This is a genomic window from Pseudoalteromonas luteoviolacea (assembly GCF_018100925.1).
Classification (GTDB): domain Bacteria; phylum Pseudomonadota; class Gammaproteobacteria; order Enterobacterales; family Alteromonadaceae; genus Pseudoalteromonas; species Pseudoalteromonas obscura.
In genome coordinates this window covers 93,333-116,915 of record NZ_JAGJEH010000001.1, presented here as the reverse complement: position 1 = coordinate 116,915, position 23,583 = coordinate 93,333, and the positions used below count along the sequence as shown (strand labels likewise).

24 protein-coding genes and 2 pseudogenes are annotated in these 23,583 nt (G+C 39.3%); 8 read left to right on the top strand and 18 right to left on the bottom strand.

From position 1 onward, the window contains the following. Positions 1–50: 50 nt before the first annotated feature. Positions 51–1,310 (bottom strand): adenylate/guanylate cyclase domain-containing protein, encoded by a 1,260-nt coding sequence (locus J8M00_RS00430; protein ID WP_211008411.1) that lies wholly within the window; start codon positions 1,308–1,310, stop codon positions 51–53. A 196-nt stretch (positions 1,311–1,506) separates the two neighbouring features. Between J8M00_RS00430 and J8M00_RS00425 the strand changes: the two genes are divergently transcribed. Continuing rightward, positions 1,507–3,375: a winged helix-turn-helix domain-containing protein gene (locus J8M00_RS00425; protein ID WP_211008410.1), complete on the top strand. Its 1,869-nt coding sequence runs from the start codon at positions 1,507–1,509 to the stop codon at positions 3,373–3,375. Between the two features lie 358 nt (positions 3,376–3,733). On the opposite strand, the gene J8M00_RS00420 is transcribed toward J8M00_RS00425, so the two are convergent. Together J8M00_RS00420 and J8M00_RS00415 are read right to left on the bottom strand one after the other, a co-directional pair. Further along, positions 3,734–4,168, bottom strand: a complete 435-nt coding sequence (locus tag J8M00_RS00420; protein WP_211008409.1) for a GFA family protein — start codon at positions 4,166–4,168, stop codon at positions 3,734–3,736. A 50-nt stretch (positions 4,169–4,218) separates the two neighbouring features. Further along, complete coding sequence (locus J8M00_RS00415) at positions 4,219–4,707, bottom strand: SRPBCC family protein (protein ID WP_211008408.1); 489 nt, start codon at positions 4,705–4,707, stop codon at positions 4,219–4,221. Positions 4,708–4,799: 92 nt separating this feature from the next. Between J8M00_RS00415 and J8M00_RS00410 the strand changes: the two genes are divergently transcribed. Then, entirely contained in the window at positions 4,800–5,711 is a 912-nt protein-coding gene (locus tag J8M00_RS00410; RefSeq protein WP_211008407.1) for a LysR family transcriptional regulator, read from the top strand. 274 nt (positions 5,712–5,985) lie between these two features. Here J8M00_RS00410 and J8M00_RS00405 read toward each other — a convergent pair whose 3' ends face one another. The 5 genes from J8M00_RS00405 to J8M00_RS00385 all read right to left on the bottom strand — a co-directional run bounded on the left by J8M00_RS00405 (position 5,986) and on the right by J8M00_RS00385 (position 10,591). Then, positions 5,986–6,279 (bottom strand): hypothetical protein, encoded by a 294-nt coding sequence (locus J8M00_RS00405; RefSeq protein ID WP_211008406.1) that lies wholly within the window; start codon positions 6,277–6,279, stop codon positions 5,986–5,988. A 108-nt stretch (positions 6,280–6,387) separates the two neighbouring features. Further along, positions 6,388–6,783 carry a hypothetical protein gene (locus J8M00_RS00400; protein WP_211008405.1) on the bottom strand — a complete coding sequence of 132 codons (396 nt, stop codon included), beginning with the start codon at positions 6,781–6,783 and terminating at the stop codon, positions 6,388–6,390. Positions 6,784–7,649: 866 nt separating this feature from the next. Next, the gene (locus J8M00_RS00395; RefSeq protein ID WP_211008404.1) at positions 7,650–8,996 is read right to left on the bottom strand and encodes an amidohydrolase family protein; all 1,347 of its coding nucleotides are present in this window, start codon (positions 8,994–8,996) and stop codon (positions 7,650–7,652) included. A 185-nt stretch (positions 8,997–9,181) separates the two neighbouring features. Then, positions 9,182–9,919, bottom strand: a complete 738-nt coding sequence (locus J8M00_RS00390; protein WP_211008403.1) for a hypothetical protein — start codon at positions 9,917–9,919, stop codon at positions 9,182–9,184. 75 nt (positions 9,920–9,994) lie between these two features. Next, the gene (locus J8M00_RS00385) at positions 9,995–10,591 is read right to left on the bottom strand and encodes an SMI1/KNR4 family protein (RefSeq protein ID WP_211008402.1); all 597 of its coding nucleotides are present in this window, start codon (positions 10,589–10,591) and stop codon (positions 9,995–9,997) included. Here J8M00_RS00385 and J8M00_RS28135 point away from each other — a divergent pair. Continuing rightward, complete coding sequence (locus J8M00_RS28135) at positions 10,573–10,749, top strand: phage integrase N-terminal SAM-like domain-containing protein (RefSeq protein WP_348772535.1); 177 nt, start codon at positions 10,573–10,575, stop codon at positions 10,747–10,749. The genes J8M00_RS00385 and J8M00_RS28135 overlap by 19 nt on opposite strands. A gap of 378 nt (positions 10,750–11,127) precedes the next feature. Beyond that, a pseudogene (locus tag J8M00_RS28130) lies at positions 11,128–11,367 on the top strand (tyrosine-type recombinase/integrase); the annotation flags it as partial. A gap of 1,273 nt (positions 11,368–12,640) precedes the next feature. Here J8M00_RS28130 and J8M00_RS00375 read toward each other — a convergent pair. The 9 genes and pseudogenes from J8M00_RS00375 to J8M00_RS00335 form a co-directional block, all read right to left on the bottom strand. Next, entirely contained in the window at positions 12,641–12,889 is a 249-nt protein-coding gene (locus J8M00_RS00375; RefSeq protein WP_211008401.1) for a hypothetical protein, read from the bottom strand. A gap of 146 nt (positions 12,890–13,035) precedes the next feature. Next, positions 13,036–13,521, bottom strand: a complete 486-nt coding sequence (locus J8M00_RS00370) for a hypothetical protein (protein WP_211008400.1) — start codon at positions 13,519–13,521, stop codon at positions 13,036–13,038. A gap of 283 nt (positions 13,522–13,804) precedes the next feature. Next, positions 13,805–13,978: an immunity protein Imm33 domain-containing protein gene (locus tag J8M00_RS28125; RefSeq protein ID WP_247687167.1), complete on the bottom strand. Its 174-nt coding sequence runs from the start codon at positions 13,976–13,978 to the stop codon at positions 13,805–13,807. A gap of 112 nt (positions 13,979–14,090) precedes the next feature. Next, positions 14,091–14,348: an Imm32 family immunity protein gene (locus tag J8M00_RS00360; RefSeq protein ID WP_211008399.1), complete on the bottom strand. Its 258-nt coding sequence runs from the start codon at positions 14,346–14,348 to the stop codon at positions 14,091–14,093. A gap of 116 nt (positions 14,349–14,464) precedes the next feature. Beyond that, complete coding sequence (locus tag J8M00_RS00355) at positions 14,465–15,052, bottom strand: hypothetical protein (protein ID WP_211008398.1); 588 nt, start codon at positions 15,050–15,052, stop codon at positions 14,465–14,467. A 122-nt stretch (positions 15,053–15,174) separates the two neighbouring features. Further along, complete coding sequence (locus tag J8M00_RS00350; protein WP_211008397.1) at positions 15,175–15,435, bottom strand: hypothetical protein; 261 nt, start codon at positions 15,433–15,435, stop codon at positions 15,175–15,177. Positions 15,436–15,769: 334 nt separating this feature from the next. Next, positions 15,770–16,366 (bottom strand): annotated as a pseudogene (locus tag J8M00_RS00345) (tyrosine-type recombinase/integrase). A 207-nt stretch (positions 16,367–16,573) separates the two neighbouring features. Then, positions 16,574–16,951, bottom strand: coding sequence for a hypothetical protein (locus tag J8M00_RS00340; protein ID WP_211008396.1), 378 nt, complete (start codon positions 16,949–16,951; stop codon positions 16,574–16,576). A gap of 482 nt (positions 16,952–17,433) precedes the next feature. Next, positions 17,434–19,098 carry an SUMF1/EgtB/PvdO family nonheme iron enzyme gene (locus J8M00_RS00335; protein ID WP_211008395.1) on the bottom strand — a complete coding sequence of 555 codons (1,665 nt, stop codon included), beginning with the start codon at positions 19,096–19,098 and terminating at the stop codon, positions 17,434–17,436. A gap of 408 nt (positions 19,099–19,506) precedes the next feature. Between J8M00_RS00335 and J8M00_RS00330 the strand changes: the two genes are divergently transcribed. From J8M00_RS00330 to J8M00_RS00315, 4 genes are all read left to right on the top strand, one after another. Continuing rightward, on the top strand, positions 19,507–20,244 hold the full coding sequence (locus J8M00_RS00330) for an alpha/beta hydrolase (protein WP_211008394.1): 738 nt from the start codon (positions 19,507–19,509) through the stop codon (positions 20,242–20,244). Positions 20,245–20,307: 63 nt separating this feature from the next. Further along, on the top strand, positions 20,308–20,814 hold the full coding sequence (locus J8M00_RS00325; protein WP_211008393.1) for a YdcF family protein: 507 nt from the start codon (positions 20,308–20,310) through the stop codon (positions 20,812–20,814). A 274-nt stretch (positions 20,815–21,088) separates the two neighbouring features. Beyond that, positions 21,089–22,051, top strand: coding sequence for a hypothetical protein (locus tag J8M00_RS00320; protein WP_211008392.1), 963 nt, complete (start codon positions 21,089–21,091; stop codon positions 22,049–22,051). A 204-nt stretch (positions 22,052–22,255) separates the two neighbouring features. Next, positions 22,256–22,765 (top strand): hypothetical protein, encoded by a 510-nt coding sequence (locus J8M00_RS00315; RefSeq protein ID WP_211008391.1) that lies wholly within the window; start codon positions 22,256–22,258, stop codon positions 22,763–22,765. Positions 22,766–23,044: 279 nt separating this feature from the next. Here the strand turns inward: J8M00_RS00315 and J8M00_RS00310 are convergent, their stop codons facing one another. Continuing rightward, complete coding sequence (locus J8M00_RS00310) at positions 23,045–23,563, bottom strand: MerR family transcriptional regulator (protein ID WP_211008390.1); 519 nt, start codon at positions 23,561–23,563, stop codon at positions 23,045–23,047. Between the last annotated feature and the right edge of the window lie 20 nt (positions 23,564–23,583).

Sequence of the window (23,583 nt, the reverse complement as noted above, 5' to 3'; positions counted from 1 at the left end):
GCTCAAAATAAAACCAAAATATTTTCAATGTATAAACGAAAAATATACATTTAAATTGACGGATCAAAAAATACTTCTATCGGCTCAATACGCCCTTTCAAGGTCACTTCGGCGGCTTTTTGCAAATCATTGTGCTCTGACTGCATAACACTCACTTTACTGATAAGCAAAGGCTTTTCTAAATCTTTGGTTTTACTCTCAATCCTAGCCGCAACATTAACAGTGTCTCCGATGACCGTGTAGTCCATACAACTGACGCTGCCAACATTGCCTGCAATTGCTTCGCCACTGTGTACACCAATGCCAATTTCTAAACTCGGTAACCCCTCATCAATAAACTCTTTATTTAGTGCTTCTAAAGCCTGCAACATCTCCTTTGCCGCATCTATCGCATTTCTGGCACTGTTCCCTTCATCTTGAGGCGTGCCAAAAATGGCCATTATTGCGTCGCCAATAAATTTATCAACCATGCCATCATATTTAAAAACGATAACGCTCATGGCTGAAAAATATCGATTTAACAACCCTGTTATGACTTCGGGTTCATGAGACTCACACAAGCTTGTGAAACGTCTTATATCAGCCATGAGTACAGTGACATTTCGCCGTTCACCACCGGGCTCGATATCCACTTTGCCCGTTTCAACTGCACTGACTAGCTTTTTGGGCAAATACCTAAGTAACCTTTCTCTGTGACGCAGGCGGGTGTAGGTGTTTGTGATGTAACTTGAAATCGACCACGCCAGTAAACCTGAAAATAAAATGATGATCTGTTCGTGCATCTCAATCGCCCGGGCAGTCCCACTGTGTTCTAAAATGACGGTTCCTGTTGCCAAACAACATAACGTTGAATAGTAAATAATGAGCTTCCCCTGTCTAAACGCACTCATCACATTGAACAAAATCAACGCACTAATGAGCATTAATTCAAACTCGGTATTGTGCATATCATGTAAAAAGTGCCCAATCTCAGACAAAAACTCCATTTCCAATGTGATTGCCAAGATAATGAGATAGTCAAATAAGATGGATACATACTTTAACCAAGGCTTATATCCCTCACTTTTGGCAAAGCGTGCCACGCACAAACACCAAATCGCAGTCAACGCCATGGTGCCAACATCTACTATAATAAGCGTCCAGTCTACCCCTCTATTTAACAAGCCTATGAACAGCTCTAACAGGAATAGTGACATCAGTCCCACAAATCGAATTTGGTTGATATGGAATTCCATTTCCATCTCTCTTTGCTGATAACAGTCCGTAAGTAACACATCAAAAGACTCGTCTATATCCTTTAACCATTTCATAAATATCATGCCACCATTTAGTCACTTTTATTTGCCGCTACAAAAACCACACGCAGCTACACCCAACTCCTTTAGTGTAGCTTGGTCGCTTTCAAATACATCAGGTGATAAAAAACAAAGAGGAATCCACAGCATTCACAAATGACAGCCTCTGCGCTACTATTGCAGCCACTACAATGGAGTGATTACCCAAACCATGCTGTATTTTTTAGACTTTAAATTCGATATTCAACAAGGTTTACTCTTTCAAAATCAGAGTAATGTGCCTTTAACCCCAACTCAAAGTAAGCTTTTAGCGCTTTTAATCGAATCAAAAGATAAAGTTCTTAGCAAAGAGGACATACTCGATCACGTTTGGCACGAACGCGTGGTATCTGAACAAGTCGTGTTTCAAAATATCAGCCAGCTACGGGCGATAATTTCAGACGAAGCGATAAAAACTTTTCCCAAACGCGGCTATCAATGGCAGCTTGAACTAAGAACACCATCAGCTAGCAATACTCCATCTGACGAACACCCAATAAAAAATACAGGTAGAGCAAGCCTTCCTTTGATCATTGCGCTAATTTCATTTACAGCCTTCAGTCTATCGGCTTTGTTTTGGTATTGGCCGAGCAGCAGCATTACAGCGAGTCATGATGTCTCTCAAAATGCTCAATCAGTTTTGTTAATGCCTATTTCCCCGCGGTTTGAGGGGCATCTCACCTCTGAAACACAGGCCCTAAATCATACCTTGTCTACCAATTACCTCGCCCCGAGTAATACTAGCTCCGCACAAGCGATATTCAATTCACCCTACATAGAATACAAAAAACTAGTCCCCTCTTCAGATAAGCTAATTGTGAGTGGTTTTGTATATCAACAACGCATTGAAGAAGAACAAGTATTTTTACTGGAATATCGTCTTCAAGGCCACTTAAGGCATTGGCAAGGGTATCTGTACGGTTCCACAGTCAATGACCTTAAAGCACAGTTAAAAAGAAAAATAGATAGCCTTGTTCAGTCAGACTATTTCTATTTGCAAATAGATTCCTTTACAACCTCAGAGCTAGCAATGCTCAATAACCAAGACCCCAATGATTTAGACGTTTTAAAACATTTGATAGAACGTTTGCTATCTGAATATAACCACAATGTGGCCAGTGCTCGAATTGAGCAAATGATAAGCCTGAGTGAGCAACAAAACCATCCGATATATATGGCCTATGCCCAATGGTTAAAAGCGCGTTTATTCATCGCATTAAACCAGTTTCAACTGGCACAACAGCACTTAGAGCAAGCCAACAACTTGATGGACCAAGCCGACTTTAATGCACTCAACAGCGAAATCAGTAAGTCACTTGCAGATGTTGCCGCACACCACAAAGACTTCCCTACAATTCAAAAGCATTTATATAAATCTGCCAGCCAAGCTCGCTTAGCTAACCGACCAGTCCAAGAAATAAGGGCTTATACACTGCTATCGATTAATGCATATAAACTAAAGCGTGATAAAGAGAAGTACGACTATTTGTTTCAAGCCAAAACACTGCTTGCCGATCATCAACTCGACGGCTCTCACTATATGCTTATTTTTTATCATTTTGCGCTGTTTGCACAAACCGTTGAAGAAAAGCAACGCTTCTATTTAAAAGTGCTAGAACAACCAGTTACACCAGAAAACTACTGGGTATTTTTCTCTGTCAGCGAACAGCTCGCTAACTTATATTTAGGTCAAGATCAGTCTGAGCAAGCTTTGGCTTTAGCGAGTAATATTACTGAGCCAGCCAGAAAACACTTTTTACTTGCCAAAATTTATCATCGACTAGCGCAGCCCGAGTTAGCAAAGCAGCACGCACGCATCAGCTTTAATACCGCCCGAATGCAACATATTGACTGGGTAGGACTGGATATGGCGCTAAAACTATTGGAGTTGGGCGCAGAGTTGCAAGACGAAACAGATGCTATGATTTATCGTCACTATATACAAAACACTGCTCGCCCTAGATGGCAGCGCATTAAACGAGAACAGCTTTCGAAATTAGGGGTTATCAACCCCTATGAGCAGAACAAGAAAAAAATCTAACTTGATTAACTAAACTTTAGTAACTCATGTTGGAGTTCTCTGATTAGCAGCACGGATTTGTACTTCATCTGACTTGCGATTATGAGCAAAAAGCGAGCAATAAAATGCTGCTATCGCAGCTGTTAATAAGTTCAAATCAATTGAACTCCCCATATTCAGAAGATGGGAAAATCGCATATTCTGAATATAGGGCAAATTTAGTCATAGAAAAAAGCCGAAAGTAGATAGAGCTCAGAGAGTTAGGTTATAACAATCAAAGAGTTAAAGTGTAAAATTGACGCACAATCTAGGAAGAGCCTTACTTGGCTTGTTTCACTTTTAGACCTATCTTTTTATTAACTTAGCTCAAAGAAGCAAGCTACTGTTGTTTGAGCACGACTTTTTTGTTCGGGTTCTCGGCAAAGACGTTAACACCTTCTGGAAATTGAAACCAAGGTAATGCTTTGCTTCCCCATGCATGTAAAGGGGGCGTGATCCAATTCGGGTCATCAAAGCTACCGCCAGCAACCGCAATGCCGTTAGGCATAGCTTGAGCCGTCCACATTATTGTTGTCCCGCAGTTTGTACAAAAGCGGTGAGTCACACTTCTTTCGCTATCTGCTATTCGCGTATATTCTTTGTATTCACCTTGTATTTTAAGGTTTTCTTTTGGAAAAAAGCAGCCCATCCCAAAGGCAGAACCTGTACGTTTTTTGCAGGCAGTACAGTGGCAAACAGCTAAACCCATTGGGTCACCAGTGACTTCATAGCTAAATTCACCACAAGCGCACGATCCAGTTTTTACAGTAGTCATATATATCTCTTTTTTAGTTATCTACGTTAGATTAATGATGAAGTCATGGCTTATGCAGGTTGCACAACGCCAACCGATTCACAATGGGCTTTAAATGCCTTGTTCAAGTCTTTAAAGCTCTTAGTTAAACCAAGCTTGAGTAACGGATAAAGTAAGTAACCATGTGCTTTAAGTGTTGGCGTTGCTTGGAAAGAAAGTAGCGTGCGATCGGTTGATACAGCGGTTAGGGTAAAGGTTACATCGTTACTGCGTACCGGAAATATTTTAGGCGCGTTTTTCACTTCCACTTTCATTGAGAGCGTGCCGTTGGCGCTGTCATAATTTGTAATTGTTTCCTCTGCTTTTAGGCCATTAGGTTTATCGCTCAATTCACATACTCGACCTGCACAACTGGCACCTTCCAATTGGGTATGTGCTTTCAGTGCGTAAGATTTTTTAACGGCAGGAAACCATAGTTGAATGCTTGTAAAATCCTCTGCAAGTAGCTTCCATACAGAGTCTTTATCTAAGTTAATTTCGATAGCGGTAGCTATATTCATGTTTTAGTCCCAAGTTCAAAGTTTCAATTTATTGACATGAAATGATTTTAAACGGACACTCAGCATTCCGATATAGCAGAAAAGAGACCTTTGTGGTGCATATAAGTTCCATAGACTGGCAGGATGTTCAGTTTTTTGTTCATGTTGCAAGAGCAGGCAGTGCAAGAGCAACGGCTGAGGCACTGGGTGTTAGTCACACCACAGTTAAACGTCGAATTGATAATTTGGAAAAACAGCTAGGTACGCGTTTATTTGAGCGAAAGGTGACAGGCTTTAAGTTGACCAATGAAGGGAAAACAATGATGAGCCATGCTACTCAAGCTGAAGATGCCATTTTAAGTGCTGAGCGCCAGCTACAAGGAAAAGACCACGAATTAAGTGGTGAGATCCACTTAACTTTGCCAGATGTGTTAGCTCATGAGCTGCTTATGCCACATTTGCATCAGTTTACTGAGCAATATCCAGCGATAGATATTGAAGTACTTATTTCCAGCCAAGTACTTAACATCTCTTCGAGAGAATCAGATATTGCGGTGCGGATATTAGGGTTTGGTAAACAACCACCGGAACCTTTAATTGGACGGAAATTAGCGACGATTAGTAGCTGCTTTTATGTCAGTGACAATTACCTTGAAAATAGAGACTTAGAAGCAAAAGACACGGATGCCTGCTTTTTAGGGTGGGGTGAAACTGATACTAACCCAGAATGGATAAAAATGTCACCATATCCCAATATAAAAAGGCGTTATAACTTTAATACCGCGGCGTTACAAGCCCAAGCACTAAAAGCCGGGTTAGGGATCGCTATGTTACCTTGTTTCTTTGCGGATAAGCTTGAGGGAGTGATGCGCTTACCCGATTGTGAACCTATGTTAAATCATGAGGTCTGGTTACTGTCTCACCCTGATCATAGGGATGTCACACGGTTAAGGCGCTTTAGAGAGTTTTTAGTAGATTTATTTGAGAGCAAAAAAGAAGCATTGCTAGGGCAGCAACAAAATTAGACAAGCCAGCAGACCCAATACTTTCATATGTAGTAGCTCATATATGACCTAATAGCATGGTTGAATAGGCTTAGACTTCATCTGACTGGCAGCTAAGAGCGTGAAGCAAACGCCCAGCAAACTCGTTTTTGGACATAAACGCGTTAGAGACGAATGACAGCTGTGTGCCAACAACTATCATTCGTAATGCCCACAACAGCGGACGTGTTTTAAGTTGATGGAGCGAAGCGCAACCAGCTTAAAATCGTTCCGCTGATTGTGTTTGTTAACTGCATTAAGTACCACGAGTAAAGGTTTTACCTGATTCAATACGCTGTTGCACTTCACGCCAGGATTTAATATCAGTTTTCTTAGGTGCTTTAAAATCAACACCCATGAAGTGTGCCAGTGAACCACAATCCGGACACTTGTATTCTCGGGTTCGATTGAATGCCGCTACTTCATTACTTTGAGCCGATTGCTGTGCTCTGGTCATAAACCGGTTGTAAGTAGCCGAAAATTGCTTTCTTTTAAAGCTTTTTCGACATTCAAAACAGGCGTATTGATGAGGTATTCCGATATTCTTCATAGCAGTTACAGCCAGCGCTAACCGGCTATAAAAGCATGGCTAAAATTGTGAGTGCAGCGAACTAAGCCATGCTTTTATAGTCCGCTGTTGAGCGCATTGTTATGTGCATCAATCTCTTTTGTAAACACCTGAACCTAGATCATAATACCCTTGAGGAGCTTCAATAGGCCAATCAAGTATATTTAACACTAGCTTAGCATTTTGGCGCAGAGGTTCCCACTCAGGGTGAAGCATAGATTCCATATTTGTATCGCAAAATGCGTTTTCCGTTAATTCATTCACAGCTAAGAAAAGCGCTTTGATTTCTTTTATTTTATGCTCAGAAAGCTCACGTGAAAACGTAGATATATATACTTCAGACCAATGTAAATAGTCTTCACAGATTTCGACGGGTACGTCGCCCGGTTCAGTACACTTAACTTGTGATGCTGCGTCCACGGCCAGTACTTGCAAAGCTTCTCTAAATTGCTTTTTAATACCATTTCTTTGATTTTCGTCAGACATACTTTAGAGGCACATAACAATTTAATATCGACCCATTGGGTCGTTTCCTTGACTATAGTAGAAACACAAAGCAACTGGACATAACATCAGTGCTTTAAAATAAACTTTCTAATGCCCGCTATTCTTTTGAGGCATTCGACTAAACACATTTTGGGGCAGAAACGAGTTACGCCTCAAGATCCGCTTGTGGCACAAAGCGGCTATTCACTATCAGATTTTATTCAATTCTAAAAATCAAACCTGCAAATAAATATGACATAAATGCAGTGTCCATATATGTCATCGTATAATTAGTTCTGAAACAGCTTGTTAGAAATACTACTCGAAGATTACCACCAATAAAACTAAAACAGAAAAAACACCAATAGAAACAAGCTTTTTAGATCTATAGCGTTTCACTTTTTCTGTTTCAATTGGCTCTAACGGCACGCAGTAAAGAGAGTAAATTGGAAATATTGTGATGAAAGCAAACCAGATAGCAAAATATAAAATAGTCTGAGTAAATAGTGATAACGCACCAAAAACAATGAGACCAAAAGAAACTATTTGCCGATAAGAATCATTTACTCCATTAGCATCAATAGAGTGTTTACCGCAGTTTGAACATGTCGCAGGGCTACCTTCAAAAGATAGAAACTTTGAAAAATGGCTAACGCTTTTATGATTACATTGTGGGCAAATAAAAGTCTTACTCCCCTCTTATGTCTAACGCCTCAATATACGGAAAACTTTTCTGAGCTGGTTTTTCCCCTCGTAGCGGATAAGCAAAAAGCGGCACAGTAAAATTTGTCCGCTATAATTGCTTTGTTCAATGGCACATTTCTATGCACACGAGCATATTAACTTACCAGTGGTTCCTGTAAAAACTACGACTTGTCATCGTTAAAACTATTTTGTACCACGATGTTTCCATTTTTGATCACAAGAGAAATACTCTGTGTATTCATAATATCCTTGCTCGGAGAGGCATTTAAGATAACAAAATTGGCCTTATCGCCTTCATTGAAACCACTTTTAATACCCAGAAAGTTGGCGGAGTAAGTTGTTGCAGAAGCAATCGCTTGGTGAGGCGACATACCCGCATCAACCAGAAGCTTCATCTCCCTATGAACAGAATAACCTTGAATAGTGTTCCAATTTCCTGAGTCAGTGCCTACTAGAACCCGAACACCGGCATTAATCAATGCGTTAACAGAAGAAAAAGTGACAGCATTTCGCTCTCTAAATTTCGCTTGCTTGTCCTTATATTTAGCAATTAGATCAGCGTGGCGATAGGCAGATATTAAAGCATCTGGAACAAGTTCCTTGGTTAAAGGAGCATCCAATACCGTTGGATCAAATAAAAAATTAACGAAATCTGTATGAATGGTTAATGTTGGTATCATCACAATTCCTGCTTTCGCCATAAGGGCTGGTATGTCCTTTGGAATTTCACCTCGTGGTACATGGGTGACAGCTGAAGCACCGACTTCTATCGCATCTCTAATATCTTGCCAGGTTTTAATGTGAACAATAGATTTGATACCAAACTGCTTAGATGTTTTAACTAATTGCGCAAATACTTCTTTTGAAATCGAAGGTTGATCATCAGAAGGTTGATACACAATTTTTATCACATCAGGATCCTGTGCCGCTAACTCGGTCATCTCTCTTACTGCGTCAGCAACAGATGTCACCGTTCTTGTAGCAATACCATATTCGGAACAATGGCCTTTGGGTGCTGTAAAACAAGTCAGGCTAGCATATATATCTGCCCCCAGAAATTCTCCATTTCGTTGCTTAGTTCTAACATCAATAAGACTTTGTTCATCACCGAATAAGTCAACAAAGCCGGTGACTCCAGCTTTCAATACTCTTTCTGAAACAGCCTGTGTGCCCGGTGCATCGTTCTTAGAATAAGGTATAAAGTTTCCAAACGAATGGGTGTGCATGTCAATAAGGCCCGGGATCCCCCATTTTCCCTGCAGATCGATTTTTTCCCCAGGAAAGTCGTCAGGTAAATTCTCTGTTTTGGTGAAAACAGTCCCATCTCTGACAACAATAACCTTGTTTTCAAAACCATTCTTTGGATCAAAAAAGTGTCCATTTACATAAGCGGTATCTTGTACAGAGTAAACATTTTGGTTGGTTTCAATCTGGCCTGATGAGCAGCCAAACCACAATACTGAAAAAACTATAATCGTTAAATACTTTAGGTTAATGGGTAAAAACATGTCTAAAACTCCATGATCATGTAAGCACAATTTTTTTATTTATTTTTGTCTGATACCAAGGCTATAAATTACGCGCCGTGACGTTTAACGCCCAAACAACGGGCTTAAAAAGTTTGGCTAAAACAGCGAGGTTTGAGCGGAGCCAAGCTGTTTAAGTTCTTCGTTTATTTGTTTGTTATACACAATTATGGTGCTTTTGAGACGAACTCTTTAACTTTATTGTTAATGTTGTCCTTGAGTTGTTTCTCGTAGCTAGACAGTTCGGATATAGTTAAATTTTCATAGTCACTTGGTTGCGGTATGACTTTTTGCCCGATCAACCCGAGGTATTGCCAACCAACATAATGAGTCTTTGGTTCGATGCTATACATGTTGATGCCAATGGCTGAATTAAACGTCATTCCTTCGCCTGTTCGACTCTTAAATCCATGATCCCCCTGCTTACCCATTGACTCTCTGATGCTCTCAAAGTTTTGGTTGTAAAAAACTTTTAAAGACCTGACTACAATTATTGCATCCAGATCTTTCACACTTAGACTATTTACAATTGAATTTAATTCAGGGCCGTTTACATCAGTGAAGTCACCTTTTTTAGTAAAAAGATTCTGGTTATGAAAAAACTGTTTTGACGATGGGTCTTGGCTCAAATTAACTAACTCGTAGCTTTTTTGTTTATTAAATTCTTTGGAAAGAGCATCGAAGATATGTTGATTAAGCTCCCATTTAACATCTAAATCTTTTGTGAAGTTATTGAAAACAGTGATACCTATGTGACTATGAGTTGGTTTTTCAGATATTAGTGAAACAAAACCGATTTTTACGTTATCATCATATTTGTAATCTACAGGGAGCACCTTAGCGGGTTTAACCGCACAAGATGAAAGCATAATAGAAAAGATTAGAATGGCTATTGCTCGAATCATTCGCCGAATTTCCTTATTGTTTGTAACGCCCGGCCCTGCCGAGCACAAGGCAACTGAAGTGTTTGAAGTAGGTTGTTATGCCTTGATTCCAAGGGCATCTCTAAGCTTAATGGCATTGGCGCAACTACCACTTACATTCATATTTTCATTATCTATAAATGGCATATGTTGCCAATCTTCGCCGCCTATAAGGCTACTTTCAAAAACGAAATCTTTAAAGTTTTTAGCTAACTCAACTCCACGCCCATCGCCATCATCATGACTTAAATAAACGACAGATTCTGCTTCAGGAGATGATATATCAATTGCTAAATAATCACCGTTTCCTACCTCATGAAACACAAGCTTATTGTGCCAAACGGCATCATATGAGTCTTCTTTGTTTGGAAAACATTCTTCGATCCAGCCATTCTTAGAGTCATTAAACTCATATATCCAATCTAGTGACCAATGCCTGTCGCCCAAGAAAATCTCCGATAGATCACCTTCGATTTCAAAGCTTTCTGGAAAAAACCAGCGATACTCAACTTTTCTTGAAAAGTTAAGTAAGACCTCTTTCAGAGACTTAGGTAGGTGAAAACCTAACTTTTCTTCTAGACCAGAAACCTCTTTTTCAGTTGCAGGCCCCTCTACGATGAAAGCTTGTACATCTGTTGGTACGTCGGTATTCATTACGCACCGTAGATTTGTACCCAAAACAGCTCGCATCTTGTATCCATTTTCATAATAAGCGTCACCCCACACCCACGGGGGACAACAAAGTAGAATACTATCTAGAGCAATTAGCATTAGAACAAAAGTTGCACCACGAACGCAAGCCACGACACTAAATTTATTATTATTTTTATAAATAACATAATGAAAATAATCATCGCTAAAATTAGATTTACCCCGCAGTGAAAAACAAGAAAACTATCTGCAGTTATGACACCAGAAGAAGTTAAGCTGATTTTGACTCATTTAAATAAGCGCTTTCACCTTATTTAAATCCTTATGCACGGAAGTATTCTAAGAGCAATGGTAGTGGTAAAATTAAAAGTTTAAGATATTTAAGTTTATTATAACCGTATTAAATCATGGAGTGCAAAAGGTAATAAATACCGTATTGTAACGCTAACCTTCGAACCAACACCTATGCTAACAAATCAAATTTTGTACGTTGATGAATATCTATAAATTGATTTAAGCAATCAGAAACAGGCTGACATATGGATACCATATACTTTAATAAGTTGCCCTTTAGACTCGAATTTACTTGTGTGGCAGTATTTATTTCCCTCTCATATATTAAGTACAGATATTCAAAGTCTCGAAATAAAGCGGCATCAATTTCATCACTCCTGTATAAGAAAATAAGTAAAAAAGACGTTCAAAAATTGGGGTTAACAAAAGTAATAACACCGCATACCTTGCGTCATTCACTTGCAACACATCTATTGCAAAGTGGCGCCAATATTTCCACCATTCAAGCACAATTGGGTCATTCCGATGTCAAAACCACTCAGGTTTGTACTAAAATCGAGGTAGTTACAGTAGCGCTTATTGCATGTGTAAGAAGGATGATTGTGATCTTAAATTCGATGTTACGAGATGGTGTTATATGGGAAGCGCCAAAAGCTTAAAATTAGTTAGTGACGTCATAGTCTCTTGTTTGCTTGCGACGACATAAGGCATTAAAAGGTAAAAATTTAATTTCAATCGATAACCTCAAGCTTCTGTACATTAAAACCAAATTTGTTGCATATTGAAAGTGTTTCATCTACGTCAGACTTTATGAATACTTTGTTATTTGAATCACAGGAAACGACAAGGTCCCTTTCAAAAATAATACGAGTGGCATAGTTCTAAATTATTCAGTTTAAAATGAGATGTAGGGAAATCATTACTCATACCAAGAAATTGGTAATGAACTTTAGTACTTATTGTATCAATATAAAAATATATACAATCCCCAAAGAGTAATTTTCTAGTTTTAGCTTGGCTAAGTCCTATTCTATAAAATTCGGAAGCTGGTACATAGGCAGTATCCGATGCAATTATTATCAGAACTTGATCCGCAAGTGGTGGTTTAGGCCAAACTACATCGACCTTTGGGTAAGTACCAGCGCAACCAGATAATATTAAAGTGATTAATCAAATTATTGCTTTCATTCTAATTCCAAGCGGAATCATAAGCACAGATTGATACTGATTTTACCCAGCAAGCTAACTCCCAACTAACCGATGAGACTTGCTGGCACGTAATTTTGCGTGTTTCTGCAAAACGCGTGACGGTATACCGAATCTGCGTTTAGTTACTTGTTATAAATCAGTACAACCAGCCTCTTTAAATCTTTTTTCCATCTCTCTTCTATAAGATTTATTAGTAGTCCAACTTTCTATATATTGAAAACCGTCAACTGATTCGGGTGAAACTAAGAATTCAATCTCATTTATTACTAATGTATAAAACAAATATTGATATTGCTCACTACCTTAATTGTAATTAATTGCAAATAGGCCCCAGCATTAATTAATAAATGGAACTATTACTTAAAATATGAACTTCATTGTTTCTAAACTACAGTCAACCCCTTTTGTAGGAGCAAAATACTGTATATTATTTCTTAACGAACCAAAATTTTTAAATACATCAACATTTGAAATCTTTTGTCCAGTAGCAGCCCAGAGTCTTTCTGGAAATTCGTTATATTAACTTGTTTTTTCTTTATCAATTAAGTGTTAAAAATCGAGATATTCATCTTGTATTTGAGTAGATCTTGGAACCTGTTCAAAAATTAACAGTGGGTGCTCTTCTGCAATCTTAGCCTTGATCAAAATCTCTGCTGCATGACTCGCTTGCAAAACAGACAGTTCAGGCCAATATTCATTTTCATATGAGCTATAGTGTGAGTGCCAAATAGCATGTTTCAATGCGCCCAACCCCAAGCCAAACATATAGCCAGAGACATCTTTAAGGTTTGGGTTCATTCAATACTTCCAATGAGCTATAACGCCCAACTAAGGGGCAAATAATTAACTTGGCTAAAATATGGAACGCAGTGACAAAAGCCAAGCTTTATTTGTCCCGCTTTAGTTACTTGTTATATGTTTATTCCACCAACGAAATTTTCGAGTTAATGTTTAATTGTTTCTTCTACGATCCCTGTTTCTGGGTTTATAAAATCAGTTTTTAATAGCTTGTAACCTTTTTCTATACGGATACAACTTACAAAGCTCTTTTGCTTTTTTCGTATATCTGACATATAGCTTGGCTCACTTTCCACATAGGTATTTGCAATATCTTGGATTTCTGAGTTTTCAGGCATTTTTCTGTAATCTTTTATACTTTCTTTCACGTATTTAAACTTATAATCAGATAGAGTCTTATTTAATCTTTTCTGCCCAAAAACAACTTCTCCATCAACCAAAACCCCTGTTTTATATACCTTTTCTCGACAGAACTCTGTATCATCAATCAATCTAGGGTCATCTCCTTTAACAATTCCATATGTTGGATGCTCATAGGTTCTGACTAACTTTTTATCCCAAAAGACATCTACTCCTTCTTCAGTAGATGCACATCCAGCAAGAAAAAGAACAAAAAAACTAAGTGATCTCATTTATATGATATCTCCGATCTTAAAAACAAGTAACGCCTTAATAAACGGCGAAAAATAGCAGGATAAAATTAGTGACGAAGGAGCGCAAGCCCGCTGTTTTGCGTCCCTTGTTTAATTAAATTGTTATATGCCGATTAAAGCCAAGTCTTGCCACACATCCTCGTAACCATCAGCAATTAGAAACCGATGCCCAGGAGGTAATTGCTAAATAAGGCACTATTTAAGGAAGGTATTTATCAATATGGCTGACGTGTAGTGGTTTGAAGAAGTCTGGTTCATCGCTCTATTCTTCACTACACCATATATACCAACCACAAGTTCCGTTTTCTGCAAGGTGCCTTAGGCCATTTATAGGAAGCTTACCGATTGTTTCAATGGCAATTCCCAATTTTTCCGCACTATTACAAGGCGTATATTCTACTTCGAATTTCGCGCAAATATCTACCTGATCACTCATTGACTTCCTAAGGCATATAACGCCGCAAATAAACGGCTAAAAATAGTTGACTATAATTTGTGAGGGACGAACAAAGCCAACTGTTTTTTGTCCAACCTTTTAATTTGTTTTGTTATATGTCAGTTAAATCTATTTTATGGCCGTAAATAACGAGGTGATTAATAATCTCTCGTGACTCGGGGTTACCTATTAACTCATTGGTTAATTCATGACCTCCCCAGTCTTCAGTCATAAGGTGATCATGTGCATTTCCTGACTTTTCGGCTTGCGCTGCAATAGCCTCTAATCGAGATGCTAACCAACGAAGCTTTTCTGGTGAGGCATGGATGAACACCTGCTCGGCTTTTTCATCTTTTTCTAAAGTTAACATCCGAATCCTTTTGGCATATAACGCCGCAATAAGCGGCTAAAAAGGCTTGGCTAAAATTAGTAAGGAACGAACTAAGCCAAGCTTTTTTAGTCCGTACTTGATTGCTTTGTTATACATTAATATACGCAAGCCATACTCTCGCCGTCTTCTTGTTTATGCATTTCCGTTAGTATTAACTCGGGAATCGGATGAGGCCAGCTCTCAGACACTGAAATATTCGCACGTACAGGACAACTACTTGTTTGATGCGGTTGGCCTGAAAAATCGATCATATTTAAATGATACTTGATATGAAAAGGGAAAGGATTTTTTACTGATAGCATCATACCAACACTAGAATCCATTTGAGTAAACGAAAATTTGATAGTTTTTTTGGGATTTACAATTTTAGGTACTTGTTTGAAATTGCCGATGCGCTCTCCATCGAGTATCTCTGCTTCAATGAATAATTCGTCACCAGGGAGAATTGATATTTTATTTCCTTGAGCCGCAGGCCAATAAAGAGGCAATACTTGGTCAACAGCTCCATTATCAGTATTAAATTTCACATGTTTATTTTGACGGCAAGGATTTGTTTTACAGAACTCCTCTAGAGTTATTTCCTGTTGTGAATCTATTGAATTATCTGTAACGGGCTCTTCGGTTGTTGATTTACAACCAACCATGAAAAATGCTGAAGCAAGTAATATTGTTGAGTATTTCACGAAACTTCCTTTAACTTATAACGCCGCCAACAGCGGCGACCAAAACGGAGTGTTGGGCGTCCCAGCCAAGCGTATTTTTGCTTGGCTAATGCTGCCCGGCCTTGTTAGCTTTTGTGGTGAATTTAAGCTCGACTACCAATAACCACCTGAAGCAGGGAGTTGATAGCCTCATCATTAAGCTCACCGCTTCCATCTTCTGTCCAGCCGCCAATACAGGATATTTCGCCAATATTCGCGCTAAAAGCTTGTTTAAAAATTTGAACCAAGCTAAGAGTATCGCTGATACCGTGATCGATAGATAAATGCCTGAGTATTTGTGAAGCCGGACAACCATTTGAAGCCATTACTTTTGCACTAGCAATGGCTTGATCCAAGCGTGCCATAAAAACATTACCCTGAGTCATAGTGAAGTAAAGCTAACAATTTAATATCGACCCTTTGGGTCGTTTTTCTACCGAGCCTGGGTCATCTTTATCATTGTACCAGTTCTATCACAACAACTAACTTGTTGCTAAAGATATATTTTTAATCATTGTTGAAATTATGGAAAGGATAAAAACGACCCAATTGGTCGTTTTCTGACTATAGAAGAAACACAAAACAACTGGGCATAAGATCAGTGCTTTAAAAATAATATTCTAATGGCCGTTATTCTTTGAGGCATTCGACTAAACACGTTTTGGGGCAAAGGCAGCTTAAATTGCCGCCTTTTTTAAATTAACAATCTGTTTCTCTGGATATCTTAATAGCATCTTCAATCTCAATTCCGAGATATCTAATTGTGTTATCGATTTTTGTGTGACCAAGTAGTAACTGAACAGCCCGAATATTTTTGGTTCGTGCGTAAACCAAAGTCGCTTTGGTTCTGCGCATTGAGTGAGTACCATATAGATCAGAATCAAGCCCTAACTGCTCAGCCCAACTCCTGATTATAGACCTGTAATATGAATAGCTTATTGGTTGATGAGTGCGACGTAAACTCCGAAATAAATAATCACCAGGTTGCAATTTAACTTCTTGAACCCAACGGCTAATACTTTGTTGTGTTCAAGAAGTTATCTCAAATTGGACTTCGATACCTGTTTTCTTTTGTGTCCATTGAACCCTCCCGAAAACTTGATCTTGGGTTGCGACATCTCTAACCCTTAAAGACAGTAAATCACATGACCTTAGTTTGCTGTCTATCACCAAGTTAAGTAACGCCAGTTGCATCAAGTTATTTTGAATTTCAATGCGAGTACGTATACGCCAAATCTCTTCAAGTTTGAAAGGACGTTTCACACCATTAGCATTATGGTTTAGTTCTTGTTTCATAGTGACCTCCTAATTAAAAGTCACTATTGATAATAGCTAGATTGCAAATAACTGAGGTTTGGACATAAACGCGTTAGAGACGAATGACAGCTATATGCCAACAACTATCATTCGTAACGCTTGCCTAACCGGCGCGAAATAGCAGGCTAAAATTAGCGACGAAGGAGCGCAAGCCTGCTGTTTTGCGTCCTTTGGTTTAGGCACTTGTTATTTGCCTTTTCCATATTTGGCCCATATTTCTAGTAAATGAGCATCATTTTTATTGCCACCATCTAATATGGCAAAGCTAAGTTCCCCCTTATTTGAGGCATTGAGATAATACTCTTCCGTACCAATGGTGATATAGATTGTACCTTTCCTCATTTTTAGTTGAGCGTTAGCCCAGCTTTCTGGAACATCAATTCTCGATTGCTTCCAGCCGTATTCTCCAGGACTTAGGCTTTGGGTGAGCTCAATCATAAGGCCAATACCTAGAAGTTCGTGAGCTTGCTTTAGTTCGTAAGAAATGGAATTAGGCTTCCACAGCATTTCTGCTTTAGCAGTAAACGTGAAAAGCAAAATTGGTAGTAAAATTAATTTCTTCATAGTGAACAATACTCGACTAGCACATAACACTTTAATATCGACCCATTGGGTCGTTTTTCTACCGAGCCAAGGGGCACTTTTATCATTGTACCAGTTCTATCACAATAACTAACTTGTTGCTAAAGATATATTTTTAATCATTGTAGACATTATGGAAAGGGTAAAAACGACCTAATGGCCGCTATTCTTTGAGGCATTCGACTAAATACGTTTTGGGGCACAAACGAGTTATACCTCAAGGTACGCTTCTAGCACAAAGCGGCTATTCACTGTCAAATTTGATTCAACTCTAAATTTGAACCTGACCGTTTGGGGTGACACTTATACAAACAAAAGAACTGTAAGGCTATGATTTAAATTAGCAAAATGAAGATAACAACAGCGCTAATGATAACAACTAACTTCATTTATCACTAAGGTTGGCCCTTAAATGAGCGACACAAAGTTGTTATGTGTCGCTCATATCGCGTTGTCAATGCCGATTACATTTTTTGAATATCAAACCAGTTAACTGCGAATAAAGGTGCTTCCCCTTGCACTGTTAATGTGTGACGTCCTTTACTCAGGTTTACCTCAACACCTTGTATTGTTTTCCAACCGCGCTCTCCAGACAAAGCAGGGGTTGTAATCACATTGCCATTCACTTTAATCCAATAACGTTGGTCAGCACCTGAGTGGAATAAACGAATATCCATTTTGTATTTTCCAGCTTCTTTTGCAGCAAGGATGTAACTCGCTTTGCTCTTGCCGATAGAGCTAATGATCTTGTCAGACTCAGGTTCAAAACCAGAGTTGATCACATCCACACCGGGCGCAAAGTTAAATGCCTCGCCTTGAATACGTGATGGGATCACATGAGCTGTTTTTGAACCACTGTCAGCACTGGCACTTGGCAAACTTTTAGCATCACCATTGAGTGCAATGACATGGTATCTGGCGTTGTGTTGCAACGGATTTTTATCGATAAAGTGGGCTGTTTTGTGGTTTTTTGCCAGTAGCGTACTAACGTTTTTCAAAGGGTCTTGTCTGTATACTTGATAGCCAGTAACTTTGCCTTTACCTGCTGATTGCCAAGTCACTTTGTTATTACCATTGTCTTGACTCACGACCTTTAAATTTTTAGGTTTAGTGGGGTATTTAGGGTTTTCACGGACATGTTTAGTTTTTACTTTTTTCTGAACTGCACTCAATTTTTTGACAAACCATGGTGTCCCTTCGCTGGCTGGAATATCTTTACCATTTGTGTCTCTTACCAGCCTAAACCCCTCAAGTGCCGCAATGAAGTCTTCATTTATAGACATGCGCTGACTCGAGGTATGCGCAGCCCAATGCCAACTTCCACCTCGTCCTACATACACCTCACATCCTTTTTCCTTTACCGCACTGCCATCCGTAGGCGCACCTTGATAAGAGCCTTTATAACAATCCGCAACTCGCTCAACCACATTGCCAATCATGTCATATACACCAAAGTGGTTGGGCTCATACAAGCCAACGGTTGAAATGAGCACCTCATTGTCATTGCAATCATTTACGGTATAACCGTCACTATATGATGCATTGTACAATTTCTCGGTCAGCGAATACGCATGTAAATCTGCTACATTGGAATATCGACACGCGTTTTGGCTTTTGCCCTCATCACCAAAGTAGTATTTTGACGTTGTGCCAGCACGCGCGGCGTATTCCCACTCAGCTTCGGTGGGCAATCGATAATGTTTACCTGATACTTTTGACAACCATTTAGCATAATTCACAGCATCCTTGCGTGAAACACACACCACAGGATGAAATTCACTTAACACGTATATATTGTCACCCCAAGTACCATCACGCTCTCCGCTACCGAACCAACGACGACCAATTCGATGTGCGCAACCTTGCGTATATTCATATCCGGTTGCTTCGATGAATTTTCTATACTCCGCAACTGTGACTTCATATTTCGCCATCTGAAAAGCAGGTACAGATACTTTACGAGTCGGTTTTTCATCCTCCCGCCCCTGCTCACTTCCCATCACAAATGTGCCTTTTGGAATGCTTGCCATTGGCGGTTCAATATACTTAGTTTGACCGCTTTGAACAGGAAACATTGTGGCAACAGACAGCACAGAAAATGCGCTGATAAATACAGGGTGTAATCTCATAATAGCTCCTAATTAATTTGCCACTTGAATATGTGCTAAGCAGGGATAATAGGTCTTAAAGCTTATCTATTAATTGATAAAATAGACTTTTGATAGAACTATACCATTGATTTTTAAGGATATATAAAATAAAGCAATTTTTAATTATTGAAACATGATTCCAGATAGCAGAGTGGTCATAGTCGCTCTTCTGCAAACAGATAACAATTTTGTAGGCCTGACCCCTTTATTTAGACAACAATATTCAACTTTCCGATGCCAAGGTGAGTGCAGTCCTATTGATGAAGTTGGCCAAATGCTTCATACGGTTTTACAAGGCATGTGTCTAACCATCCTGTTTGTTCACCGCAAGATAGTTGGTAGTTGGGAAAATTGATGTCATTTTAAACAAAAAGCAAAGGAACAGTGATGAAAACAACAATACAGCTTGCAGCCTTATTTGTGGCATTCAACAGCCTTGCCAACTCTCATATCGATATACCAGCTAACGATGGCTTTATGCTTAAAGCAAGCTATTTTAGCGCCGAAAAGTCAAATAACACCGCTGTACTCATGTTGCACCAGTGTAATTTCAATCGCTCTATGTACAACCAGATTGGAAAACGGCTTTCAGAGCAAGGTAGCCACGCATTGAGTATCGACTTTAGAGGTTATGGCGATAGTAAAAGCTCAGCATTTGACGTCAGCAAAATCGCTAAAATGAAAAAACAAGAAAGAGCCACGGCGTGGAAAAACATGACACAGCACTGGCCTCAAGATGTAGAAATAGCTTACGAGTTTCTTAGAAATAAAGTCGGAGAAAATGGAAAAATAGGCGTCATAGGAGCAAGTTGCGGTGGTTCCCAAGCCATTACACTGGCACAGAACAACCCTGTGTCTGCAATCGGCTTTTTCTCTTCGGCACAAAGCTATAGTAATATTCAAAAATATGTCGATGATTTATCAGATAAACCAACTATGATCATCGCATCGGAAGAAGATGGTACGACTTATACCAGTGCACAAACTTTATTCACTGAGTCCAAAAACGCCAATAGTCGATTTTTAGTTTATAAAGGAAAAGGGCATGGTTATCCACTGTTAGATCAGGATAAAAACCTAGCATACACACTGAGCCATTGGTTTACACAGCAGCTAGCGCTTTAAACCTAAGTAATCGGTTATCCAACGCGCATACGTAATAGCGTTTTACAACAAAAGAGGTATTTGATGAGCAGCGTGATTATTGTATTAGGGCATAAAAATGACCAATATGGACAATTATCCCCACTTTCAATTGCGCGTTGTCAACTCGCGCTCGATGTATTGGACTCTGATCACACTAGCAAAGTCATATGTACGGGAGGCTTTGGCAAAAACTTCAATCAAACCAAAGCCCCACATGCAACATACAATCGCCAGTATTTAATACGCCAAGGAGTAGCGCAAAATCAATTTCTAAATGACGCACAAAGCCGTTTTACGATTGAAGATGCAACCTTAACTTATCCACTGCTATCAATGCACAAGGCCTCAAAAGTCAAAGTAATTAGCTCTGATTTTCATATACCCCGTGTCAAACTTATTTTCGATTTCGTAATGCCTTCAATAAATAAAGAGTATTTGCCTGCGAACAGCCCTATAAGCCACAAAGAGCTACTTCTCCTACAACAACATGAAGAATTTGCTCGGCAGCGAGACAGCCAAACTTTGAAAACCAGCCCCTGTTTTAATTAGAGCTTTAATTCCAACTATGACATAAATATTAAAAAAATTATATTTCGATAAACCCAGTTTTCACGCAAGCATCAAACTAAACCTTGTTAGTAATTAGATACTAACTACAAAACACCTAATTTGTATGAATTTAATATTTAACATTAAAACATTAGATTATTTGCGCCAAGTCAAAAGCACAAAAATAAAACTTTAAATAAACATACTTTTAACATAGTCTTTATCGCCAATTTATCTGTGCAAATTTTAGACATTTCAACAATGGAGGGAAATTATGTCTAATAAATTACGTCTAGCAGTACTTACCACATCACTTTTCAGTGCATCTGTCTTGGCAAATATCACAGTTGGCAATGTCGGTTTTGACAGCAATACGGTGATCCCTAACCCCGGTTCGGCAAACTTTAATATTAACTACTATTTATTTGGTTCTCAGATATTTAATCCCGGCGGCCAAGTCGAGTTTTTCTTAACGAAAGACGGTGGATCAACGGGCTATTACGTTGGCAGAGAAGCCCCTAACTTAAACTGTGCTAGCAATGGCTGCAGGCCCATAAACACACAAAATACCTTTAAAGTCAGTCCTTTTAACATAGACCCAACCACCAAAGCATACCTGAGTAGCTTGTGCGTACCGACCGACTTTCAGGTTGTCGCAAGGTTTAATAACTCCGTGTCAGTGAGCCACAATACGGCGTCATTTGGCACTGTTGGTAAACCAGATTGGTTATTCCATTCAGGATCCATGACTCCTGCAAACATTTCTACTGGCTATGCTGGGAATCTAAAAGTCACATTTGTGGTCAAGAATGACGGATGCCCGAACTCGCCAGTATTGCCAAAAGTAGGCGTTTTCTTAGCGGATGCAAATAATAACGCGCTGGCTTACTTTGGTGCCATTCAAGTGCTCAATGATGTTGGTTCACAACATGAAGTGTTATTACCAATGCGAAATCTCAATTTAGCTAAGGGTTCGTACCGCATAGTGTTAATGGCTGACGTTGAGCGAAATGTAAATGAAACCAATGAGAATAATAACTTTGGTGCATTTACGTTGAATGTTACTGATCCAGCGGTACAATCAGCCGAAGGTTCAATCTACTATTACCAACGCAACGCGAATTTGGATAACTCTCCTGAACAATCTGGCTATGAGCTAGAAGAACTTAGCTATAGTGTAACAGAGGAACAATCACTTAAAGTTGTGAAAGAGCAAACGCTCAAACAGCAAAAGTAACTAAGGCTTTGCCATACTCAAATAATCTGAGTATGGCTTTTGTCTCCACAGCGCTTCAATTTGCGACCCCCTCTTCCTGATGACTTAAGCCAATACAGCCAATTTACCCCAATCAAAAAAAATTCCGTACTTGTGTTATTTATTGAAAAAATCCACGTTTTTTAAATTAGCACACACAAAAATGGCATCAAAAAGGAAGGAAAAATGAAAAAAGTATTTGCTTTATGCATGAGCCTTTCGGCTCTTTCGCTCACAGCCCAAGCTGCTCCTACTCAGTGGCAAGGCTTTTTTAAGGGTCAATGTGAATTAGTCGCTCCAGGAAAAGGATCTTTGTACGAATTTCCTATGTCACTTGAAGTTGGTAGCCCGGTAGATAATCGCGCAGACTGGATAGTAACCTACGGTGATGGTGCCAATGCACGCCCACGCAATTACACGTTGGTTACGCTAGATGAAGCCAAGGGGCATTTTGCTGTTGATGAAAACAATGGCATCGTTATCGATCAATACCTATTTGAAAATAAGTTTGTCAGTTTATTTGAAATAGGTTCAACCAAACTGAATGCAGAGTACGAATTACACAGTGATGGCTCATTGGACGTTGAAATCATCAGCTATACCTTTGACACCATTCGTGAAGCACAAGTGGGTCCATATCTAGTTGCTAACTATGGTGGCAAACGAATTCAGAAATGCAAACTGTTTAAATGGTAAAAACCCACTTGTGAAGTAGTTTCCCTCATCAATTCTGCCCGCCTACTCGGGCAGTAATGATAAAACCAAGTACTTGCCCGTCACTTGGTTTTAAAGTGTGAGCTGCTTGGTAAGAAAATAATAATTATAATAAATATTCTCTTACCAAGCAGTGTCCACACAAGGCGTATAACCGCCTAATTCATGCATTTTATTGCCAGTGAATCATTTAATAACGTAAAATTATTCACCCTGGTTTCTCGCGATTCCCTATTGCCTTATTACCTTCTCGTAGCCTCGCTATTGTGACCATTTTCGTATACTACTTACTTCTTCAGGACTGCAGCCCAATGACTCTAAAAAATCTTGATGAACCTCTGGTAAATCACGTTCAAACTCCCTGTGCCAGCGGTGCATATCATCCTCATCCATCCCTGAAGACCTCAGTATATTTACCCACTGCTCTTTGTTCATAATTTTTGCAGTTCTGACTAAAGAGTCTTTACCCAGCAGCGCAACAACGAGCTGTTGCTGCTTTCTCAACTCACTTATTTCCCTGTTTAAGCTGTGCAACCGCTGCTCAAGGATCGTGGTCGAATTGGTATCATCTGAATTCAAAATGTCAGCGATAGACTCTAGGGACAAGCCCGCTTCTCTATAGGTGGCAATTTTTTCCATTCTCTTAAGATCGTTTTTCGAGTAGAGCCGATAATTCGCCTCCGATCTTGCCGATGGCTTCAACAGCCCTATTTTGTCATAGTACAACAAAGTGCTTCGCGACAAGTTATACATTTTTCCCAATTGATTTACCGTATACATAAGTCCCCATGTAGTCTCGA

What these genes read in the sequence shown, in the direction of transcription:
- J8M00_RS00360 (WP_211008399.1), bottom strand. Translation starts at nt 14,348, where the DNA reads ATGTTAACTTTAGAAAAAGATGAAAAAGCCGAGCAGGTGTTCATCCAT.
- J8M00_RS00405 (WP_211008406.1), bottom strand. Translation starts at nt 6,279, where the DNA reads ATGAAGAATATCGGAATACCTCATCAATACGCCTGTTTTGAATGTCGA.
- J8M00_RS00415 (WP_211008408.1), bottom strand. Translation starts at nt 4,707, where the DNA reads ATGAATATAGCTACCGCTATCGAAATTAACTTAGATAAAGACTCTGTA.
- J8M00_RS00315 (WP_211008391.1), top strand. Translation starts at nt 22,256, where the DNA reads ATGAAAAAAGTATTTGCTTTATGCATGAGCCTTTCGGCTCTTTCGCTC.
- J8M00_RS28125 (WP_247687167.1), bottom strand. Translation starts at nt 13,978, where the DNA reads ATGAGTGATCAGGTAGATATTTGCGCGAAATTCGAAGTAGAATATACG.
- J8M00_RS00340 (WP_211008396.1), bottom strand. Translation starts at nt 16,951, where the DNA reads ATGAAGAAATTAATTTTACTACCAATTTTGCTTTTCACGTTTACTGCT.
- J8M00_RS00390 (WP_211008403.1), bottom strand. Translation starts at nt 9,919, where the DNA reads ATGATTCGAGCAATAGCCATTCTAATCTTTTCTATTATGCTTTCATCT.
- J8M00_RS00350 (WP_211008397.1), bottom strand. Translation starts at nt 15,435, where the DNA reads ATGGCACGCTTGGATCAAGCCATTGCTAGTGCAAAAGTAATGGCTTCA.
- J8M00_RS00420 (WP_211008409.1), bottom strand. Translation starts at nt 4,168, where the DNA reads ATGACTACTGTAAAAACTGGATCGTGCGCTTGTGGTGAATTTAGCTAT.
- J8M00_RS00370 (WP_211008400.1), bottom strand. Translation starts at nt 13,521, where the DNA reads ATGAGATCACTTAGTTTTTTTGTTCTTTTTCTTGCTGGATGTGCATCT.
- J8M00_RS00310 (WP_211008390.1), bottom strand. Translation starts at nt 23,563, where the DNA reads ATGTATACGGTAAATCAATTGGGAAAAATGTATAACTTGTCGCGAAGC.
- J8M00_RS00395 (WP_211008404.1), bottom strand. Translation starts at nt 8,996, where the DNA reads ATGTTTTTACCCATTAACCTAAAGTATTTAACGATTATAGTTTTTTCA.
- J8M00_RS00375 (WP_211008401.1), bottom strand. Translation starts at nt 12,889, where the DNA reads ATGAACCCAAACCTTAAAGATGTCTCTGGCTATATGTTTGGCTTGGGG.
- J8M00_RS00385 (WP_211008402.1), bottom strand. Translation starts at nt 10,591, where the DNA reads ATGAATACCGACGTACCAACAGATGTACAAGCTTTCATCGTAGAGGGG.
- J8M00_RS00430 (WP_211008411.1), bottom strand. Translation starts at nt 1,310, where the DNA reads ATGAAATGGTTAAAGGATATAGACGAGTCTTTTGATGTGTTACTTACG.
- J8M00_RS00335 (WP_211008395.1), bottom strand. Translation starts at nt 19,098, where the DNA reads ATGAGATTACACCCTGTATTTATCAGCGCATTTTCTGTGCTGTCTGTT.
- J8M00_RS00400 (WP_211008405.1), bottom strand. Translation starts at nt 6,783, where the DNA reads ATGTCTGACGAAAATCAAAGAAATGGTATTAAAAAGCAATTTAGAGAA.
- J8M00_RS00320 (WP_211008392.1), top strand. Translation starts at nt 21,089, where the DNA reads ATGTCTAATAAATTACGTCTAGCAGTACTTACCACATCACTTTTCAGT.
- J8M00_RS00325 (WP_211008393.1), top strand. Translation starts at nt 20,308, where the DNA reads ATGAGCAGCGTGATTATTGTATTAGGGCATAAAAATGACCAATATGGA.
- J8M00_RS00425 (WP_211008410.1), top strand. Translation starts at nt 1,507, where the DNA reads ATGCTGTATTTTTTAGACTTTAAATTCGATATTCAACAAGGTTTACTC.
- J8M00_RS00330 (WP_211008394.1), top strand. Translation starts at nt 19,507, where the DNA reads ATGAAAACAACAATACAGCTTGCAGCCTTATTTGTGGCATTCAACAGC.